The organism is Lactobacillus sp. WILCCON 0149 (assembly GCF_057197965.1).
This window is the reverse complement of record NZ_JBUBHO010000001.1, coordinates 2,222,648-2,242,562: the sequence shown is the minus strand read 5'-3', so window position 1 is coordinate 2,242,562 and position 19,915 is coordinate 2,222,648. Positions and strand designations below refer to the sequence as shown.

The window sequence follows — 19,915 nt, the reverse complement described above, 5'->3', positions numbered from 1 at the left end:
ACTAAATTGTCCCAATTTTGGGGGTCACATCATGCTGAGTTTTTACTTCTTGTCTTGTCTTGTCTTGTCTAAGTAATGGCCAAAGTTGTTGATCGCGCAGACGTACATGTCCCGGTCCTGGTAGTTGGCCAAATGGCGGACCTCGATAGAGCTGTAGTTGTCCAGCATGCCGTTGACGGCAGCCTTGGCCTTCTTGCTTCTGCCCATCAGATTGAGCAGGAGATTCTTATAAAAAGCCGAATCATTGACGATTTCCTGCCATTCTTCTTGATCCAGGTGGCGACGGGTCAATTCGTCCTTGTAGGCAAAATTGGTGAAGTAGTAGATCAGCTGGTCGCCGCTCCGCCGCTCGATCAAGGCCAGGGGCATTTCCAGGTGCTTTATTCCCTGGGAAATATGACTGACCATCGGGTTGACCAAAATGTTGGTTTCACCGATCGTATCATAGTAGTTGTTCATCTCTTGCGGCTCGTAGTGGTCCGCGCCATTCTTTTCGATCAAGGCCAGCATTTCTTCCTCTGGCAGGGGCTTGGAGAAGTGGAAACCCTGCAGGCGGTCGCAGCCGATGGCTTTGAGGAAGTCGGCCTGGTCTTTGGTCTCGACCCCTTCGCAAAGGGTATGGATGCCCAGATGCTTGGCCATGTCGACGATTTCCCGCAAAATAATATGGCTGCGGGAGTTGGTCTTGAAGTTCTTCAAAAAAATCATATCGATCTTCAAGAGGTCAAAGTCGAAGTCCTTCAAGTTGTTCAGACTGGAGTAGCCGCTGCCGAAGTCATCCATCCAGATCTGGTAGCCAGCAGCGTGGAACTTGTCCATAGCCTTGTGCAGCTGTTCCGGCACCGTGGTCAAGGTTGATTCCAGGATCTCGATCTTCAAGTAGGAGGTCGGGATCTTGTGCTTTCTCCTGATAGCATCGACTTCCGCAAAAATATCACAGACCTGGAAGTCGACCCGGGAGAGGTTGACAGAGACGGGCTGGATCGGGATCCCCCGCTTGTAGCAGGAGGACAGCATCTCACAAACTTGGTCGATGATCGACAAATCCAGGCGGTTGATCAAGTGGGTATCTTCCAGAATACCGATAAAAGTCGCCGGGCTGAGGACGCCTTCCTTAGGATCGATCCACCGGGCCAGGGCCTCATAGCCGCAAACCTTGCCGGTCAAGCTGCGGATTTCCATCTGGTAGTAAGGCTTGATCCAGCGCTTGTCCAGGGCTTCCTGGAAGTGGGTCAAGACGTAGTCGCGGTTGACGTACTTCTCCCGGACGCTTTCGTCAAAAACATGATACAGTTGGGTCAAGTCATCTCCGGTATACTGGAGGGCCTTCCTGGCCTTGTCGATGGCCGACTTGATGCTTTCTCTGGGATCAGTGTAGTAGCAGATTCCGGCCTTGATTCCGCCGACGGAGTAGTTGCGGAGAACGAATTTCTGCAGCTCTTTGATTTTGGCGATATAATCGGTATCGGTCGACAAAACCACGAAACGGTCGTCATTGTAGCGGATGACCAGGCCGTCGGGGAAGAGGTTTAAGAGTTGCTTGCTGATCTTGACCAAGAAGCGGTCGCCTGCCAGATAGCCGAAGTGCTCATTGTAGCCGTGCATCCCAATAACGTTAAAAAGAATGACCCTGGGCTGGTCGCCGGCCCGCAGCTTGCTGACCAGATAGTCCTTGCCGAAACTAGTCAAATAAGCCCCGTTGAGCAGACCGGTCAAATTGTCCTCATACTGTTCATTGGAAGGAATATGGCTGATTTGAATTGGCTGGGTGTCGACCGCATCTTCCCCAATGTTCAAATACTCCACGAAAAGCAGGCCTTGGCCGGAAAAATCCTGCCTGCTTAAGTGCAGGAGAACGGTTTGGTAGCTTTCGGTCAGCTTGATCCTGCAGGTCAAAAGATCTTGTTTGGCCTTGAGCATGTTGCTGGTGATGTAGCTGATGTCTCGCAGGTGGTTCAGCAGGTCTTCCCGGCTTAACTGGTAAAGCCGGCAAAGGCCGTCAGAAACCAGGAGGGGAATAAGCTTGCCTTCGTACTCTTGAAAGACGGCCAGGGCGAAATTCAGTTGTTCATAGCTTTCGCGGTTTGCCGCGGAAAAGTGGTAAAGTTCTGTCATGTCTCGATCCTCATGGAGCAACTGGCGGAATATAAATAAAAAACTGTACGATGATTTTTGTTAATTATAAGCTAAAAACTATAAACTAGGCTAGTACCATATTAGCACTCGTTCCCCTTGTTTGTTAAGCCTTTTCAGGGATTGCTTTCAAAATAATATTAGTGGTAAAAAATAACAAATGCTTTAATGGCATAGAAAGGTAAAAATGCGAATTATATTACTTGGCGACAGCATCTTCGCCCGAAAAGAAGGCCTGGACCAGCCCCGGATCAACTGGACCTTGAAAGAGAGAAAATCTGACCTGGAAATCGACAATACGGCGGTGTCCGGCATCAATTCCGGCGCCCTGCTGGCCTTATTAGGCGACCTGGCCTTAAAGCGGCCCCGGGCTGACCAGCTTTTCTTAATGGTGGGGATCAATGACGCGGCCAGCCATAAGCAAGTACCACTCAATCAGTACCGGCAGAACCTCCAGGCCATTGTCTCCGCCCTGGTCTGTTTTTATCCAGGGGTCAAAACTGTCCTGGTCTCCGGGCCGGCAGTAGATGAAAGCAAGCAGCGGGGGCGGACCAACGCAAAATTGGCAAAGTATGCTAAAGTAATGGGGGAAGTCGCGGCTGAATACCAGGTCGCCTACGCCGACTTTTTCACGGCCATGCTGAAGGAGGGGGACCTTGCAGACTTGTGCCGGGGAGAACTCGATGATGGCCTGCATTTTGGCTCGCGCGGTTATCAATTGCTGGCAGCGGAAATGATGAAGCAGCTGCCCAAGGAAGAGGTTGAACAATGAAGAAGATCTATGTGGTTCGCCATGGCCGGACCTATTTGAACAAGTACCAGCGCCTGCAGGGCTGGTCTGACGCCCCTTTGACTGAAGAAGGGATCGAAGGTGCCCACCAGCTGGGAAAGGCCTTGAAGGACCAGCATTTTGACCTGGTGGCCTCCAGTGACTTGAAGCGGGCCGCTGACACCCGGAAGATCATCGTTTCAGAAAATGACAACTGGGAGTCAACCAAGATGACCCAGACCGCTGACTTGCGGGAGCTCTTTTTCGGCTACTACGAGGCCTTCCATGACACGGAAGGGGTAGCGGCAGCCTTTAAGTCCACCAAGTACCCCCGCCTGGTCGACGCGGTCAAGGACGGCTACACCTGGCGGGAAATCGGGGACTTGTTCCACGCGGCTGACCCGGAAGGGGATGCTGAAAGCGGGAGCGAGTTTGAAGAGCGCCTGAAGCGCGGGATCGACTATCTGGTCAACTATGATGAGTCAGAACGGATCCTTTTGGTTGGCCATGCCTGCGTCATTCACTGCCTGGCCTGCATCTACGGGGGCAAGCACCTTAGAACGGAATTGCCTAAGCACAACGAGATGACGGTCTTGAATGTCGATGACAACGGCCAGGTCAGCCTGGAAGAATTTGGTCGGCCGATGTACTGATTTTTTGCCAGCAGGCCTATAATAGGATGTAGAAAAAACAGGGAAAGATCTATCGAAAATGGTAGGTGAGACAGATGATTAGTAAAGAAAACAAGTTGCTGATCCGGCGCTATCTTTACGCCATGATCAACATGTACGGCATTATTCCGCTCAGACACGCGTACCACATTTTCAGCCACCAGAACCCCTTGCTCAATATTGACGAGGACGACTTCTGGGAATTCACCATGCTGGACCAGAGCGACCAGGACTACAATATCGCTGGTGAAGGGGAGCTGCTGGTTGAAGACCGCGGCGAAGACGAGGATGAGGAATTCTACCTTTACGGCGACTGGGTCTTGATGGACCTGCCGCAGGATTTCAAGCAGATCAAAAAGCTCCAGCACAACCGCCTTTATTACGTGCCGGAGAAGGATGAATTTTTGCGCCGGGAAAATGAATGGTACTATGAACGGACCACGGCGACGGAAGAGTACCGCCAGTATCTGAAAGACAGCAATCCTGGCCTCAGCGACGACCGGCTGGAAGAAGCCTTCTTTGAGGCGCTGACCCAGCTGCACTCGGTCAGCTACGGCAAGACGGTGGAAGAGACCATCAACGCCGTGCCCCGGTCTTTGCGCTTGATCGGCTTTACTGTCACTGATGAGCAGGAAGACGAGCTGCGGGACCTGCTCAGACGGATGCTGGACGGGACCCGGCAGGAAGCTTTGCGAGGGAAGATGTACAAGTACCACAAGCTGCCGACTACCTTGGAAATCATCGAAACGGAAGGCTTGACGCCGGAAAACATCTCCCGGATCCACAGCGGGAAGATCGACGCCATGGAGTTGGTTCCACAGATCGAGCTCAAGCAGCCTGACCTGGCCCAGCAGCTGGTCACGCTTTACCAGCAGTAAGGCGAAATTGAAGAAAGTAAAAGACGAAGCTCTAAGAAGAACTTCGTCTTTTTGCATGCTTTCTGACAGCTTATTTTTGATAGCCGCGGCTGACCTTGCCGGCGTAAGTGGCAAAAATCGCTCGCAGGCGCGGGGCCAGGGCGACAACCAGGGCCAGTTTGGCCAAAGTCGTTGGCAAAAAAGGCCAGATAGCAGCGCTAGCCGCGGCCGTAAATGGTAAGTGGCTGATCCAGGCTAGCCAGGCCGCGCCCAAGAGCAGCTGCAAAAAGAGGGCAATCCCGGCAGCCAGGGTCAAATAAAATCTGTTTCCTTTAGCCAGACCCGTGATCAGGGCCAGGGGCAAGAAGCCCCAGAGAAAGCCCCCGTTAGGCCCGAAAAGAACGGCGATGCCGCCACTGGCCCCGCTGAAGACGGGGAGGCCGGTGGCTCCTAAGAGCAGGTAGAGGGCGACGGCGCCGGTTCCCAGCTGCCAGCCAAAGGCAGCCGCGATCAAAGGAATCACCAGGGTCTGCAGGGTAAAAGGGACCCCGCCCGGCAAGGGGACCGCCAGCTGGCTGCCGACAATGATCAGGGCCGTGGACAAGGCTAAAAGACAAAGCTGAAAAGTATTTTTTCTGGACATGTTTCTCCTCCAATCCAGTAAAACTATTGCTTACTTGATTAATATAGTTTTACTGGAGCTTTTTGTCAATAAGATATTTTATTGAGTACACGTATAGTAATTATTACGAGAAAACTAAGTCTAGTGGCTAAGTGCCGAGGATGCTACTAGATATACACAACTTCCACAGAAGTTATCCACAAGATATCGTAGTTGCTTGTCGGAGTAAGGCCCAAGATGTGGAAAAAGAAAAAATGGGGGTAAGATAAGTTGAAGACAATTTTTTGCACTGGCCCAGCTTTTTGTCTATAATGGAAACTTAATACGCCTAATAGAAACAAGTAATGTAACAGAAAATAAGGAGGCCACATGCGCTATCAGCAAATTATCCTGGACGTTGACGACACCTTGCTCGACACTGAAGCAACGGTGCACGATTCCCTGGTTCAGCTCTTTAAATCCCATGGCTGGGAGATCAGTGACGAATTTGAAAAAGAATTCCACGCCTATAACCAGGGTCTCTGGCGCCGGCTGGAAAAGGGCGAGCTGACCTTGGACCAGCTCTATGAGATCATGTTCCCGGACATTATTAAAAAGTATTGCGGGGTCGAAGTCGACGGGATGGAGACGGCTGACGAATTCCACAGTTACTTCCATACCGGCCACAAGCTCCTGCCTGGAGTCAAGGACACCCTCCGCTATGCCAAAAGACTGGGCTACAGCCTGGCGGTTTTGAGCAACGGGGAACAGTTTGGCCAGGAGCACCGGCTGGAATTAGCCGGGATTAGGCACTACTTTGACCTGGTCGTGACCAGCCAGGAAGCCGGGGTGCAGAAGCCAAACGCGGAAATTTTTGACTACTTTTTCGCCAGAAGCGGCTACAGCCCCAACCAGACGGTCTTCTTCGGCGATGGCCTGTCCTCTGACATCATGGGGGCGGAAAACTACGGCTTTGACAGCATCTGGTACAACCACCGCCACCGGCAAAAGACCCTGCCGGTCCATCCCCTCTTTGAGGTGGACAACTACGCCCAGTTCCAGCGGATCTTGAAAAAAGACTTCGCCCCGACCGCTTTGCGTTAGTTTCCGTGTATACTTAAAGTAAGTAAACTTTAAGAAGGACTTGGGGAAAAATGGAAAATTACTTTTTTGATTTCGACGGCACGATCTGCGAATCGCGCCACATCTACGCGGCCAGCGTGCAGAAGGCCTTTGAGGCCCGGGGAGTCAAGGTGCCAAGCACCGAAGATATTTACCAGGCCATGGGGATTCCGATCGATGTCTCAATTGCCCGCTGGGCCCAGGAAGGGCACAGAAGCGACCTGGCCCAGACCCTGTTTGAGGAAAGCATGGCGGAATATGCCCTGCTGGAGGACGACCAGGTCCGCCTTTTTCCAGGGATCGTGAAGACCTTGACCCAGCTGAAACTGGCCGGCAAGCAGCTCTTCGTCTGCTCCAGCAAGACCCACCCGGAAATTGCCCACAATCTGGAAAATCTGGGCCTGCTGGATCTGTTTGTTGATTTTGTCGGGGCCGATGAGGTGGTCAACCATAAGCCGGCCAGCGATGAGATCGACCTGTTGGCCAAGCGGCATGGCTTGGATTTGAAGGAATCGATTATGCTGGGGGATGCCAAGTACGACATTCGGATGGGAAAGAACGCCGGCTGCGCGACCTGTGCCTGCACCTGGGGCGCCTTTGACCCGGCCAGCCTCAAAAAAGAAAAGGCTGACTATACGGTCGACTATCCCCTGGAAATTTTGAATATTTAAGAAAAATAAAGCGTAAAAAGCAACAGAGAGTAAAGAAAAACAGAAAGTGAAGATAAAATGCGACTGATTTCTTGGAACATCGACTCATTGAACGCGGCCTTGACGGGGACCTCCCCGCGGGCGGAAATGACCCGGGGGGTCTTGAAGAACTTGCATGACCTGGATCCAGACGTCCTGGCCCTGCAGGAAACCAAGCTGCCAGCCAGCGGGCCAAGCAAGAAGCACCAGGCTGCCCTGGCTGACCTTTTCCCGGAATATGACTTCGTTTGGCGCTCCAGCGTGGAGCCAGCCCGGAAGGGTTACGCGGGCACGATGTTTTTATACAAAAAGGGCCTGGATCCGGTGGTGACCCGGCCGGAAATCGGGGCCCCGGAGCCGATGGACTTTGAGGGCCGGATCCTGACCCTGGAATTCCCGGACTTTTACGTGACCCAGGTCTACACGCCAAATGCCGGCAACGGCTTGGTCCGCTTGGGCGACCGGCAGGAATGGGATAAGTGCTACCGGGCCTACCTTGAAGAATTGGACAAAAAGAAGCCGGTTTTAGCCAGCGGGGACTTCAATGCCGCCTACCAGGAAATCGACTTGAAGCATCCGGAGTCAAACCACCATTCAGCCGGCTTTACGGATGAAGAAAGAGCCGGCTTTGGCCAGCTTTTAGCAGCGGGCTTCACGGATACCTTCCGCCAGATCCATGGCCAGGTTGAAGGGGTCTACTCCTGGTGGGCCCAGCGGGTGCGGACGGCCAAGGCCAATAATTCCGGCTGGAGAATCGACTACTGGCTGGTCTCCAACCGCCTGGCCGACCAGGTGGAGAAGTCGGAAATGATCGCGACTGGGGAAAGAGCGGATCATTGTCCAATTTTATTGGAAATTAATCTATAATTCGGTTACAATTAGAAGTTAGAGGATGAAAAAACAAAGAACTTTTAGCAAAGAATTTTAGTATTAGTATATGAGGCGTATGTGTATATGAAGAGATTAGAAAAAGGGGTCATCGGTCTGATCCTGGTCATTTTTGCCGGCACGGCGATTATGGCCTTCAGCAGCGGTGGCCAGAAAGCAGAAAGCAGTTCAGACGCCTTCGATACCTCAGAGTACCAGAAGGCAGTCAAGTCAACGGACAACCACCACTTCAAGAACTTGAAGGTGGAATTGACCGGCAAGAAGAGCAAGATTACTGGCATCCTGCCCAAGTCACCAACCACGATCAGCCTGCTCAAGCAGTGGAAGAAGAAGAAGGTTGACTTGAATTTCAAGGCCAGCAAGAAGGACGGCTTGCTCGTCAGCACGCAGAAGGTTAACCTGCCAACCCCTAAGGGGCAGGAATTGACCCATGCCATTACGGGCGAGATCGGCTATGATCCAGCCAGTGACAAGCTGCTGATTTTTGCCAGCGACAAGAACTACAGCCAGGGCTTCTACCCCCTGGGCCGCTTGAAGAGAAACGGCCCAAGCTCAGTATCTTTGAGCGCTGGCCAGGATCCGCTGGAATTCAGTTTTACAGATTAAGCAGAAGGACTTTCATTTTTATGGAAGTCCTTTTTCTTTTGCCGTGACTTTCTTTTCATAATTTTTAACCAGGTTCAAACTTTTTTAATTAAGTAAAGCTTGCACTTTGGCCAAACTTGTTTTATTGTTAATTATGAAAAAATAATTGACGATATATTAAAAAGCAAGGAGGAATCTTTGATGAGAAAAGTAGCAGTGATCGGCATGGGACACGTTGGGGCCACGGCGGCCTTTATTCTCTTTACGCACGGGGTAGCAGACGAATTGGTCTTGCTGGACAAGAATGAGACCAAGTGCCAGGCTGAATGGGGCGACCTGCGCGACACCCTGGGCAGAAATGACTTCTACGTCAACGTCAAGTGGGGCGACTGGAAGGAATTGGCGGACACCGACTTGATCATCACCGCTTTTGGTGACGTGGCGGCCTCAATCACGACTGGTGACCGTTTCGCGGAATTCCCGATCAACACCAAGAACGCGGTTGAAGTTGGCCAGAAGATCAAGGACAGCGGCTTCAAGGGCGTCATCATCAACATCTCCAATCCTTGCGACGTGGTAACTTCCATCTTGCAAAAGGTGACCGGCCTGCCAAAGAATCAGGTCTTTGGGACCGGGACCTTCCTGGATACTTCCAGAATGCAGCGGGTCGTCGGGGAAAAGTTGGGCCAGGACCCAAGAAACGTGTCCGGCTTCAACCTGGGCGAGCACGGGTCCAGCCAGTTTACGGCCTGGTCAACCGTCTGGGTCAACAACCGGCCAGCCAAGGACCTCTTCAATGAAGAAGAGAAAGAAGAAATGGACCGCTTGAGCAAGGACAATGCTTTCAAGGTTGGCAAGGGCAAGGGCTACACTTGCTACGCTGTTGCTACCTGCGCGGTTCGTTTGGCCAGAGCAGTCTTCTCTGACGCCAAGTTCTACGGCCCAACCAGCTGCTACGTTGAATCCTTGGGGACCTACATCGGCTACCCTTCAATCGTTGGCAAGCATGGGGTAGAAGAAGTACCAGTTTTGGATTTGCCAGCTGATGAACAGGCCAAATTGGAAGCTTCTGCCAAGAAGCTGAAGGACAGTCTGGCCAGCTTGGAATAAAAAAACAAAAACTTTAAAAGTAAAGTCAAGATGTTAGAAAATCCTCCCGCCAGGGAGGATTTTTGTTATAATAAACTAAATTACAAAAAGTAAGTAGCATGTTTGACAGGAGGCAAAAAATGACTTTGCACGGTTTGGAAGATACTTACGAATTGGCCAACGGGGTCAAAATTCCCGTGATTGGTTTCGGGACCTGGCAGACGCCAGATGGCGACGTGGCTCAAGAAGCAGTTGAAGCAGCCTTGAATGCCGGCTACCGGCATATCGACACGGCCGCGGCTTATGGCAATGAGGCGAGCGTGGGCCGGGCCATCAAGAAGAGCGGGGTTAAGAGGGGCGACTTGTTCGTGACCAGCAAGCTCTGGAACGGGTCCCACAGCTATGAAGGAGCCAAGGCCGCTATTGACGACAGCCTGCTCAAACTAGACACGGACTACCTGGACCTGTACTTGATCCACTGGCCAAATCCGGTTGCTGTCCGGGACCACTGGGCAGAAGCCAACGCGGAAGCCTGGCGGGCCATGGAAGAAGCTGTTCAGGCTGGCAAGATCCGGGCGATCGGTGTTTCCAACTTCCGCCGCCACCACCTGGAAGCCCTCTTGAAGACGGCAGAAATCAAGCCTGTGGTCAACCAGATCTGCCTTAACCCAAATGACCTGCAAGCGGAAGTAACGGCCGCTAACAAGGAATATGGCCTTTTGAGCGAGGCTTACAGTCCTTTAGGGACGGGTGGCCTTTTGGGCAATGAGACCATCAAGGCAGTTGGGGCCAAGTATGGCAAGTCCAGCGCCCAGGTTTTGATCCGCTGGTCCCTGCAGCATGGCTTCTTGCCGCTGCCAAAGTCAGTCCACCCGGACTACATCAAGGCTAACGCCGAAGTCTTTGACTTTGAACTTACCGAAGACGACATGACCAAGCTGGATGGCCTGCAAGGGATCGGGCAGCCAGTTTTGGATCCAGACCAGGCTGAATTTTAGCGAAAAACTGAAAATTTTTATGAAAAAGACTGCACAACGTACCAGAAACCTGTCTGGTATTTATGCAGTCTTTTTGTATATATTCGCAAAAGCCGAACGAAAATCGCTAAAAAATTTTTAAAAAAATTGTTCCGGCGGCTGAAGGCTTACGGGGCTTGAATTGAACCGACATACATTTTCTCGTGTTCGCCTGGTTACACGATACTAGATATTGTGTTTTACAAGAAGACTGCTAACATATGGAGTGCTTAGAAAATAATGTGACAAGCAGAAAGGATCTGAGAAGATGAGTGAAGAAATATCGCTCTCGGCTGAATTTGTCGACCGGGTGAAAAAGAGTGTAAAACCACACTGGGGCAAGCTGGGCTGGGTCACCTACAAGCGGACCTACGCCCGCTGGCTGCCGGAAAAGGGGCGGAGTGAAAACTGGGACGAAACCGTCAAGCGGGTGGTTGAAGGCAATATCAACCTGGATCCCCGGCTCAAGGACGCCCCAAGTCCGGAATTGAAGCAGAGCTTGACTGAAGAAGCTGAACGGCTCTACAAGCTGATCTACGGTTTGGGCGCGACGCCATCTGGCCGGAACTTGTGGATTTCCGGGACCGACTACCAAAGACGGACCGGGGATTCCTTGAACAACTGCTGGTTTGTGGCTATCCGCCCGCAAAAGTACGGGGACAGCAAGATTGTGCCCAGCTATCTTAGCAAGCAGGAAAAGGCTGTCTCCATGCCTTTCTCCTTCCTCTTTGACGAACTGATGAAGGGGGGCGGGGTTGGCTTCTCAGTTGCCAGATCCAACATCAGCCAGATCCCCCGGGTCGACTTTGCCATCGACCTGCAGCTGGTAATCGACGAGACCAGTGAATCTTACGATGCTTCCGTCAAGGTTGGGGCCGTTGGCAAAAATGAATTGGTCCAAGATTCTGACAGCATCTACTACCGCCTGCCGGACACCCGGGAAGGCTGGGTTTTGGCTAATGCCCTCTTGATCGACCTCCACTTTGCCCAGACCAACCCGGCCCGCAAGCAAAAGCTGATCCTGGACTTGTCTGACATCCGTCCTTACGGGGCAGAGATCCACGGCTTCGGCGGCACGGCTTCCGGCCCAATGCCTTTGATCTCCATGCTGCTGGACGTTAATGAAGTCTTGAACAATAAGGCTGGCGGCCGCCTTACGGCTGTTGATGCCACTGACATCTGCAACTTGATCGGCAAGGCAGTCGTGGCCGGCAATGTCCGCCGGTCAGCCGAACTGGCCCTGGGCTCAAACGACGACCAGGACTTCATTTCCATGAAGCAGGACCAGGAGAAGCTGATGCACCACCGCTGGGCATCAAACAACAGCGTGGCGGTTGATTCAGCCTTCAGCGGCTACCAGCCAATCGCTGCCGGGATCCGGGAAAACGGGGAGCCGGGGATCGTGAACCTGGACCTGTCCAAGAATTATGGCCGGATCATTGATGGCTACCAGGCCGGAATTGACGGGGACGTGGAAGGGACCAACCCTTGCGGGGAGATCTCCCTGGCCAACGGGGAACCCTGCAACCTCTTTGAAGTCTTCCCGCTGATCGCGGAAGAACAGGGCTGGGACCTGCAGGAAGTTTTTGCCTTGGCGGCCCGCTACACCAAGCGGGTAACTTTTAGTCCTTATGACTGGGAAATTTCCCGGGAAATAATTCAAAAGAACCGCCGGATCGGGATCTCCATGTCCGGGATCCAGGACTGGCTCTTGACCAGACTGGGCAACCGGGTGGTCACTGGCTTCAAGGATGACTTTGACCCGGAAACCCATGAAGCCATTAAGGTGCCAGTCTACGACAAACGGGCCATCAAGGCGGTTGATCACCTTTACAAGGCAGTGGTCAAGGCTGATCAGGCCTACAGCAAGACTTTGGGCTGCAATGAATCAATCAAGCACACCACGGTCAAGCCGTCAGGCACGGTGGCTAAGCTGGCCGGGGCCAGTGAAGGCATGCACTTCCACTACGGGGCTTACTTGATCCAGCGGATCCGTTTCCAGGATTCTGATCCGCTTTTGCCAGCCTTGAAGGCCTGCGGCTACCGGACGGAAGCAGATATCTACACGGAAAACACGACCTGCGTGGAATTTCCGATCAAGGCGGTAGGGGCGGACAACCCTAACTTTGCTTCAGCCGGCACGGTTTCAATCGCGGAACAATTTGCTACCCAGGCCTTCTTGCAGACTTACTGGTCGGACAACGCGGTTTCCTGCACGATTACTTTCCAGGATTCTGAAGCAGACCAGGTTGAATCCTTGCTCCGCCAGTACCGCTTCATCACCAAGTCGACCTCGCTTTTGCCATACTTTGGCGGATCACTCCAGCAAGCACCAAAGGAACCGATCGACAAGGAGACTTATGAAAAGCGCAGCCGGGAAATCACCGGCGACGTGGAAGAGGTCTTCAGCCAGCTGAATAGCGACGTCAAGGACCTGGAACTGGTCGACCAGACTGACTGTGAAGGCGGCGCCTGCCCAGTTAAGTAAGGCAGATAAAGAAAAAATAAAAGACAAAAATAAAACTGAAATAAAAAACGGGAGAAACAAAAGATGAAAAAGAAGATTTTAGCAGTCGTAGTTGCCTTGGCAGCCTTCGTGGGCCTTTTTGCCAGCCAGCCTGTCCAAAGGCAAAGCGTGCAAGCAGCTAAGACCACCAAGACGGCTAAGGCCAAGCAAATCAGCGTGACCTACACTTTGAAGGACACGACCAAGGCCAAGAACAAGCAGACTGTAGCCAAGAAGACCTTCAAGGTCAAGAAAGGGACGAGCGTCTTCACTGTTTTGAAAAAGGCCTGGAAGGTCAGCTACACTAAATCTTCATACGGCGTCTTCATCACCAAGATCAAGGGGCTGGGCGACGAAAAGAAGAAGCTCTACTGGACTTACACAGTTAACGGCAAGATGGCCAAGGTAGCGGCTGACAAGGACAAGCTGACCAAGAACAAGTCCAAGGTTGTCTTCACTCTGAAGCAATACTAAGATGCAGACCAAGGAACGCTATCAGCTGCAAAGGCTGACCCTGCTGGCCCTGCTAACGGCGATGTGCGTGGTTTTGCGGATCTTTAAAATTATCGATATCCCCAATGTCCAGCCAGTGACTGATATTATCATGCTGGCCACGCTGGAACTGGGGGCAGGGACAGGGATATTGCTGGCCATTTTGGTCATGGTGATCTCCAACATCTTCCTGGGCTTTGGAATTTGGACCTTGCCGCAGATTTTTGCCTACGCGGCCTGCGCCTTGACCGTGGCATTATTTGCCAGGCTTTTGCCACTGAAAAGCCGGAAATTCTTCTGGCTGCAGGAGCTCCTGGCCGGCTTTCTGGGCCTGGAATACGGCTTCTTCGTCAGCCTGGGCATGGCTGGCTGGGGCGGCTGGGCAGCTTTCATCGCCTACTGGGTCAGCGGCCTGACCTTTGACTTGTATCATGCCGCCGGCAACCTGGCCTTTTATCCTATCCTTTATCTGCCATTGATTTTGGGCCTGGACCGGTTTAAAAAGAAAGCAGGGTGGAAGCAAAATGCTCAAAGTCTACACTAAAGTCGGTGACCAGGGGCAAACCAAGCAGGTTACCGGCAAGATGGTTGCCAAATACGCCCCGCAGATCCAGACACTGGGAGCTCTCGATGAGCTGCAGTCCTGGCTGGGGGTTACGGTGGCCAATCTTTCTCCGGCCTGCCAGAGATTGGAAGAAAAGCTGATCAAGCTGGAGCGGGAACTGTATGAATTGCAGGCTGACCTGGTGGTCAAGCGGCACCATACGATTACTTCGGCTGAAGTGACTTACATGGAAGAGCAGATTGATGCCTGGACGGAAGAATTGCCGGAAATGAAGGAATTTATCTTGCCAGGCGGGTCAAAGACCAGCGCCAACCTCCAGTATGCCCGGGCACTGGCCCGGACCAGCGAGCGGGTCTGCGTGCTGTATGCGGACGAAAGCGGGGAGGTCAAGAGCGACAGCCTCAAGTACTTGAACCGCCTGTCAGACTACCTGTTCGTCATGGCCCGCTACGCCAACCTTTTAGAGGGCGTGGCTGACGTCAAGAGCAAGCCTGCCCGACGTCCGAAAAAATAAGCAAGCAAATTAAAAAGTGTTGGATGACTTAGAGAGCAAGCATCCAACACTTTTTCTTCAACAAATCAGCAAGCAAAAACCCGCGGGTGAGAAGGCCCCGCGGGTTTTCGTTTTAGCTTTTAATGGATAAGTTTAAAAGTATGTGTTTGTAAAGTAATGTAAGTAATTTTTAAGTAGATTGTTGTAAGAAAATCTGTAAGTTTTAAAAAAGGGATTTCTAAGCGGCTAGATTAGCCAACCTTAACTGGAGTTTCAGCTTCCTTGCCTTCAACCAATTCAAGGTTGTTGTCGAAGGCCTTAACTACCATGTTGCGAACAGCGTGAGTAGTGTAGAAAGCAGTGTGTGGAGTTACCAGAACGTTTGGACGAGCGATCAAGTCAGCCAAACGTGCGTCAGGGAATTCCTTGCCTTCCCAGTCTTCGTTGAAGACGCCAACTTCACCTTCGTAAACGTCCATTACGTAACCGAAGACCTTGCCTGAGTCCAAACCACGGATAACAGCGTCAGTGTCAACCAATGGACCACGTGATACGTTAACGATAACTACGTCTTGCTTCATTTCAGCAATTGACTTGTCGTTGATCATGTGAACGTTAGCTGGAACGTCAGGAACGTGCAGGGAAATAACGTCAGCTTGCTTGTACAGGTCGTCAAGTGAGTCTACGTAGTAGCCCTTCTTTTCCAATTCTGGGTTGCGGAAGATGTCGTAAGCGATAACCTTAGCGCCGAAGCCTTCCATGATTTGCATGAAGACTTGACCGATGTGGCCAGTACCTACAACACCAACAACTTGGTCGCGAACTTCACGGCCGATAGTTGGTGCCCAACGCAGGTCGTGACGGGCAACCTTTTCGTCCATGCGCTTGTCTTGACGCAAGATGCGGGCAGCTTGGATAGCAGCGTGTTCTGCGATGGCGTCTGGTGAGTAAACTGGAACGTTGGTGATTTGGAAGCCAAGTTCCTTAGCCTTAGCCATGTCGATGTTGTCAACACCAACGTTACGCAGGCTCATCTTAGTGATGCCGTTGTCTGCCAAAGCTTGCAGAGTTTCAGCGGTGTAGTCAAGTTGTTGGTAAACAACAACACCGTCAGCACCCTTTGCCAAAGCAGCAGTTTCTGGAGTCAAAAGCTTGTCAGTGTATTCAACTTCGACGTCCTTGTGAGCGTCTTCCCATTCCTTCAAGAATGGCTTTTCATCTTCACGAATTGCGTAAGCAAAAATTTTAGTCATTAATTGTCCCTCCGTTATTCTTGCTCTTACATTGATAATCTTAGCACAAAATCGCCGGGTAAAAAACTAAAATGTGAGTATTTGAGCAAATATTTTTATTGTAAGCGCTATACTAAGCGAATAGCTTGCCGCTAGTTCGTGAACGTGAACGTTTTTCACAAACTATATTTGTCAAAAAGCTCCAGACCCTTTAAACTGGTTTTAGCAAATAAAGGAGCAAGAAAAATGACAGTGCAAAAAATCATCCACGACCCCCTCCGTTTAAGTCAGCCGGCAGCTAAAGCAGCTGCCAGTGACCGGCAAGCGGCCCAGGACCTGCTGGACACCCTGCTGGCCCACCGGGAAAGCGTTGACGGCCTGCCGCCCGCCGCTGGCCTGGCTGCCAACATGATTGGGGTAAACAAGGCGATTATCGCGGTAAACGCCGGCTTTTTACCTATAGTTATGCTCAACCCTAAGATCGTTAAAAGATCCGGCCACTACCTGGCAAAAGAAGGCTGCCTGTCTTTGACGGGAGAGCGGTCAGTTGACCGCTATGAAGAAATCACGGTCAAGTACCAGGACATGGATTTAAAAGAGCATGGGCAGGCCTTTACAGGCTTTGTGGCGGAAACCATCCAACATGAAGTCGACCACTGCAAGGGCAAATTAATTTAATTAAGGCAGGAAAGCAAAAAGCTGGGCCAAACGGCTCAGCTTTTTTAATCGGTCAAGTAGGAAACCGGCTTGTTGACTTCGACCTTGGTGCCGGAGTATTTCTTGGCGATCCACTTCTGGATCTGCTTGTTATGGTAGAGCTTGCCCAGCTTCTTGTAAGCGGCATTGTTCTTGTTCTTTTTGGCAGTGGCCAGGACGTTGATGTTGTTCTTGGTGCTCTGGTCGATCTTTTCGTGGTAAAGGGAGTCCTTCAGCACGTTCAAGCCGCCGGAAAGGGCGATGGTGTTGCCGATGAGGACGGCGTCGACGGACTTGATGACCCGGGGGCCGGTGGTATCATCGATCAGCTTGAACTTGAACTTCTTGGGGTTGGACACAATGTCGTTGGTGTTGCCGCTGGCTGAGTCAAAGTTCTTCTTCAGCTTGATCAGGCCGGCGCTTTGCAAAAGCAGGAGCCCTCTGGCTTCGTTGGCGGCGTTGTTGGCCAGGGCAATGGTGGCGCCTTTAGGCAGGTCGGAGAGCTTCTTGTACTTGGATGAGTAGATGCCCATTGGCTCCAGGTAGGTCGTGGCCAGGGCTACTTGCTGGCCGGTGTTGCTCTTGGACTTGTTGTAGGCTTCCAGGTAGGCCCAGGAAGCAAAGGCACTGACGTTGATGCTGCCGTCGGAGGTTGCCCGCAGGAGGCTTGGCCCGTCAGTAAAAGCCTTCACCTTGATCTTAAGGCCCAGCTTTTTGGCCTGGCTGCTCTTGGCGATGTGCTGCCAGACTTGGACGTCGGGGCCGATGGAGCCGACAGTGACGGTAGTCGTCTGGCTCTTGGCCGTTTGCCGGGAAGAAGTCAGGCGCAGGGCGAAGAAGGCGGCAATGATGACGACGAGGGCGATGGCGGCGGCAATGAGCCGTTGCTGCTTTTTCTTTCTTCTCATGATTTTTGCTCCTAAAAATTAAAAACTAGTCTTCAACCACGTGGCGGTCAAATGGGTCGTCGCTGATGCCCTTCTTCAGGATATCATTGCACCATTCCTTGGCGCTGAAGAGGGAGTGGTCGCGGTAGTTGCCGCAGCTTTCGATGGTGGTGCCAGGCACGTCTTCCCAGGTGATGTCGTCTCTGATGGCCTTGAGAGAGTCGCGCAGGGCCTTGGCTACTTCAGTGGTGGTGTGTTCACCCCAGGTAATCAAGTGGAAGCCAGTCCGGCAGCCGAATGGGGAGCAGTCGATGACGCCGTCTAAGCGGTCGCGCAGGAGGCTGGCCAGGAGGTGTTCAATGGTGTGCAGGCCGCCGGTTGGGATGGCGTTTTCGTTAGGCTGCACCAGGCGGAGGTCGAAGTTGGAAATCTTGTCGCCCTTAGGGCCTTCTTCAACGGTGATCAAGCGGACGTAAGGTGCCTTAACTTTAGTGTGGTCCAATTCAAAACTTTCTACTTTAGCCATGATGATAATCTCCTTTTTTCTAAAAAATACTGATTGACTAAATTACTTGAAAAAACGTGACAAAAAAAGTCCCTGAACGAAATTGCTTTCGCTCAGGGACGTATTAGCGTGTTACCACCCATCTTCACGGCCCAAAGAGGCCGCCTTTAAGTACGCTCCGCCTGGGCGGAGTTATACTCGGGCGCGGTATCGGGCGCCTCCCGCGGGAAACTTGCCGGAGCTCGCCTCCCGTATGACTCAAAGACCATGTTCGCCGGGGCCTCTTCAGCGCTTTTCAGCTACCGCGCCTCTCTGAAAGAAGATTTGACCAGCTACTTATCTTTTCCTTGTCAACGTGTTTTCATTTTTTAATCATAATATAATAACGATAGCCACTTGTCAACCTTTCGCGGCAAAAATTGTCTAAGCCGGCTAATCGTCTTGTTTTTGCTTGCCGGAATTAAATTTTCGGTCCCGCAGATAGTCGGCAATTGTCGCGCCAATGAAGATCAAGTCAAAGGGGACCAAAAGGGCCAGGCCGGCAATATTCAGCATACTATAGGCCGCCGCGTTGGTAACTATGATAATTCCGATAGGAATCAGCATGTTCCAATAACCAATCCGGTAACGGAAGAAGTCTCTAATTTCTTGCAGTTTTGGCGCAAAAGGTACAGCCAAAATAAAGCCAAGCAGCAGCCCTGACGCGAAGATGCTGATTAACAAACTGTTTGGAACCATGATAATACCTCAAAAATTTACTTTCCTAGAAAACAACAAATACGGGATTAATACCTGGAATTATAGTTCTGTTTCTAACGGCATACAAGTGGAAATTATCCAAGCCAGCTAATCGTCTTGGCCGTGGTCCTGCTTGGCTTCTTCCTCGCGCTTGATCTTGAGGACTAAGGGGGTCAGTTTGATAACCAGGAACTTGGCAAAGTAGTAGGTAATCACGAAGAAGATGATGATGCCAACCAGTTGGGCAAGCAGGACTGGCCAGATGTTGTAAGCTACCTCAGCTAAAATCATTTTTTCTCACTCCATTTCAAAAAATATGTTTTTTACTTTTGACGTCAAGACAATTATAACTCTATATCTTAATTGTGTATAAGTTTTTCACACTATATATCAAAACAAAAAACGAAGCCGCTTTAATGTGCGGCTTCGTTTTTGAATGATTAAGCTTTTTCTTTCATCATCTGTAAGTACTTGGGTTGGTCAGACTTTGGAACGCCCAATGCATCCAAGGCCTGCTCAGCTGATACATTAAACTTTACCATTACGCTCAGAGCATCAGCTACTTTTGCTTTGTCAACACCTTCATCAATTCCTTGCTTGCGACCTTCATCAACTCCGAGCTTGTGCTCATGGCGTAAAGTTGTCTCGTATTCCAATCTGTTCGCCCTCCATTCTTGATTATGATTGTAGTAATCCATCTTCTTGGCGATGTCATTAATCAGAGCATTCTTGCGGTCAACTTGTCCATTCATCAGATCCAAGAACTTCTGCATGGTCGGACTGACTTTGCCGTTCACTCCCTTTGAGTTGACGTAGACGACGTGAGTGCCATCGCCAAGTGCCCGGTGTGTTTTCGGACAATACACGATGTAATCTGAAACACGCTCCTTGTCCCCGAACTGGTCAAAGGGAGAGAAGATAATTACGAACATCGGTGGCAAATCATCATAGTCAGTCCCGGCCAGCAAAGTGGTCATGTCAACCAAAGCCTTGTAATAGCGGCTCCGTTTTGGTTGAAAATCCCGCGACAGCTGCATTTCGATGTCGTAGATTCGCCCTTGTTCGTCAAAAGCCTGGATATCCAACCGGATAGCCTTATCTTCACGGCCACCCTTGATTTGTGACTGGGCTTTTGTCGTTACCTTTTTAATCTTGAGTTCTGGCAGCAATTCTTGCAAGAGCCGGGTGCAGATCTGTTCATCGCTCATCACCGCGAAAAACATAAAATCGTCAGTAATGCCAATCGGTTCGTACTGGTTCAAATTATTTTCCTTGCTCATATTATAAAACATCCTTTCACTAGTAAGCTATTTTTCCCCCTCCATTTACTAGTACGTTTTTTCGGCAAAAATTTTCTGACAAATTCAATTTATTTGAAGGA

Annotated in this window: 22 protein-coding genes; 14 read left to right on the top strand and 8 right to left on the bottom strand. The window is 51.2% G+C overall.

What is annotated here, in order from left to right; translation table 11 throughout:
* Window positions 1-42: 42 nt before the first annotated feature.
* Window positions 43-2,115 (bottom strand): EAL domain-containing protein, encoded by a 2,073-nt coding sequence (locus ACYVUV_RS10470; protein ID WP_484499322.1) that lies wholly within the window; start codon window positions 2,113-2,115, stop codon window positions 43-45.
* A gap of 205 nt (window positions 2,116-2,320) precedes the next feature.
* Between ACYVUV_RS10470 and ACYVUV_RS10465 the strand changes: the two genes are divergently transcribed.
* The 3 genes from ACYVUV_RS10465 to ACYVUV_RS10455 all read left to right on the top strand — a co-directional run bounded on the left by ACYVUV_RS10465 (window position 2,321) and on the right by ACYVUV_RS10455 (window position 4,451).
* Window positions 2,321-2,905 (top strand): SGNH/GDSL hydrolase family protein, encoded by a 585-nt coding sequence (locus tag ACYVUV_RS10465; protein WP_439775241.1) that lies wholly within the window; start codon window positions 2,321-2,323, stop codon window positions 2,903-2,905.
* Window positions 2,902-3,555 carry a histidine phosphatase family protein gene (locus tag ACYVUV_RS10460; RefSeq protein ID WP_439775240.1) on the top strand — a complete coding sequence of 218 codons (654 nt, stop codon included), beginning with the start codon at window positions 2,902-2,904 and terminating at the stop codon, window positions 3,553-3,555. The genes ACYVUV_RS10465 and ACYVUV_RS10460 overlap by 4 nt, the downstream gene beginning before the upstream one ends.
* Window positions 3,556-3,629: 74 nt before the next feature.
* Window positions 3,630-4,451 (top strand): hypothetical protein, encoded by an 822-nt coding sequence (locus ACYVUV_RS10455; protein WP_439775239.1) that lies wholly within the window; start codon window positions 3,630-3,632, stop codon window positions 4,449-4,451.
* Window positions 4,452-4,521: 70 nt separating this feature from the next.
* Here the strand turns inward: ACYVUV_RS10455 and ACYVUV_RS10450 are convergent, their stop codons facing one another.
* Window positions 4,522-5,073, bottom strand: a complete 552-nt coding sequence (locus tag ACYVUV_RS10450; protein WP_439775238.1) for a biotin transporter BioY — start codon at window positions 5,071-5,073, stop codon at window positions 4,522-4,524.
* Window positions 5,074-5,421: 348 nt separating this feature from the next.
* On the opposite strand from ACYVUV_RS10450, the gene ACYVUV_RS10445 reads away from it, so the two are divergent.
* From ACYVUV_RS10445 to ACYVUV_RS10400, 10 genes are all read left to right on the top strand, one after another.
* On the top strand, window positions 5,422-6,135 hold the full coding sequence (locus ACYVUV_RS10445; protein ID WP_439775237.1) for a YjjG family noncanonical pyrimidine nucleotidase: 714 nt from the start codon (window positions 5,422-5,424) through the stop codon (window positions 6,133-6,135).
* Window positions 6,136-6,185: 50 nt separating this feature from the next.
* On the top strand, window positions 6,186-6,824 hold the full coding sequence (locus ACYVUV_RS10440) for an HAD family hydrolase (RefSeq protein ID WP_484499321.1): 639 nt from the start codon (window positions 6,186-6,188) through the stop codon (window positions 6,822-6,824).
* 57 nt (window positions 6,825-6,881) lie between these two features.
* Entirely contained in the window at window positions 6,882-7,709 is an 828-nt protein-coding gene (locus ACYVUV_RS10435; protein WP_484499320.1) for an exodeoxyribonuclease III, read from the top strand.
* 87 nt (window positions 7,710-7,796) lie between these two features.
* Window positions 7,797-8,336 carry a hypothetical protein gene (locus ACYVUV_RS10430; protein ID WP_484499319.1) on the top strand — a complete coding sequence of 180 codons (540 nt, stop codon included), beginning with the start codon at window positions 7,797-7,799 and terminating at the stop codon, window positions 8,334-8,336.
* Window positions 8,337-8,516: 180 nt separating this feature from the next.
* Window positions 8,517-9,425, top strand: a complete 909-nt coding sequence (locus ACYVUV_RS10425; RefSeq protein WP_439775233.1) for an L-lactate dehydrogenase — start codon at window positions 8,517-8,519, stop codon at window positions 9,423-9,425.
* A 119-nt stretch (window positions 9,426-9,544) separates the two neighbouring features.
* A complete protein-coding gene (locus tag ACYVUV_RS10420) occupies window positions 9,545-10,402 on the top strand; it encodes an aldo/keto reductase (protein ID WP_484499318.1) in 858 nt (285 codons plus the stop codon).
* Between the two features lie 286 nt (window positions 10,403-10,688).
* On the top strand, window positions 10,689-12,908 hold the full coding sequence (gene nrdJ / locus ACYVUV_RS10415) for a ribonucleoside-triphosphate reductase, adenosylcobalamin-dependent (protein WP_439775231.1): 2,220 nt from the start codon (window positions 10,689-10,691) through the stop codon (window positions 12,906-12,908).
* A 63-nt stretch (window positions 12,909-12,971) separates the two neighbouring features.
* Window positions 12,972-13,400: a DUF4430 domain-containing protein gene (locus ACYVUV_RS10410; protein ID WP_439775230.1), complete on the top strand. Its 429-nt coding sequence runs from the start codon at window positions 12,972-12,974 to the stop codon at window positions 13,398-13,400.
* 1 nt (window position 13,401) lies between these two features.
* Window positions 13,402-13,962: an ECF transporter S component gene (locus tag ACYVUV_RS10405; protein WP_439775229.1), complete on the top strand. Its 561-nt coding sequence runs from the start codon at window positions 13,402-13,404 to the stop codon at window positions 13,960-13,962.
* The gene (locus ACYVUV_RS10400) at window positions 13,943-14,497 is read left to right on the top strand and encodes a cob(I)yrinic acid a,c-diamide adenosyltransferase (RefSeq protein ID WP_439775228.1); all 555 of its coding nucleotides are present in this window, start codon (window positions 13,943-13,945) and stop codon (window positions 14,495-14,497) included. Before ACYVUV_RS10405 ends, ACYVUV_RS10400 begins: the two co-directional genes overlap by 20 nt.
* Window positions 14,498-14,727: 230 nt before the next feature.
* Here the strand turns inward: ACYVUV_RS10400 and ACYVUV_RS10395 are convergent, their stop codons facing one another.
* Window positions 14,728-15,729, bottom strand: coding sequence for a D-2-hydroxyacid dehydrogenase (locus ACYVUV_RS10395; RefSeq protein WP_439775227.1), 1,002 nt, complete (start codon window positions 15,727-15,729; stop codon window positions 14,728-14,730).
* A 225-nt stretch (window positions 15,730-15,954) separates the two neighbouring features.
* Here ACYVUV_RS10395 and ACYVUV_RS10390 point away from each other — a divergent pair, with 225 nt between their 5' ends.
* Window positions 15,955-16,386, top strand: a complete 432-nt coding sequence (locus ACYVUV_RS10390; protein ID WP_484499317.1) for a peptide deformylase — start codon at window positions 15,955-15,957, stop codon at window positions 16,384-16,386.
* Window positions 16,387-16,430: 44 nt separating this feature from the next.
* On the opposite strand, the gene ACYVUV_RS10385 is transcribed toward ACYVUV_RS10390, so the two are convergent.
* From ACYVUV_RS10385 to ACYVUV_RS10365, 5 genes are all read right to left on the bottom strand, one after another.
* Entirely contained in the window at window positions 16,431-17,312 is an 882-nt protein-coding gene (locus ACYVUV_RS10385) for a MetQ/NlpA family ABC transporter substrate-binding protein (RefSeq protein WP_484499316.1), read from the bottom strand.
* 25 nt (window positions 17,313-17,337) lie between these two features.
* Window positions 17,338-17,817, bottom strand: a complete 480-nt coding sequence (locus tag ACYVUV_RS10380; RefSeq protein WP_296227374.1) for an S-ribosylhomocysteine lyase — start codon at window positions 17,815-17,817, stop codon at window positions 17,338-17,340.
* Window positions 17,818-18,228: 411 nt separating this feature from the next.
* A complete protein-coding gene (locus ACYVUV_RS10375; protein WP_231535829.1) occupies window positions 18,229-18,534 on the bottom strand; it encodes a hypothetical protein in 306 nt (101 codons plus the stop codon).
* A 108-nt stretch (window positions 18,535-18,642) separates the two neighbouring features.
* The gene (locus ACYVUV_RS10370) at window positions 18,643-18,825 is read right to left on the bottom strand and encodes a hypothetical protein (protein WP_484499315.1); all 183 of its coding nucleotides are present in this window, start codon (window positions 18,823-18,825) and stop codon (window positions 18,643-18,645) included.
* Window positions 18,826-18,974: 149 nt separating this feature from the next.
* Entirely contained in the window at window positions 18,975-19,814 is an 840-nt protein-coding gene (locus ACYVUV_RS10365) for an Rpn family recombination-promoting nuclease/putative transposase (RefSeq protein ID WP_484499314.1), read from the bottom strand.
* Between the last annotated feature and the right edge of the window lie 101 nt (window positions 19,815-19,915).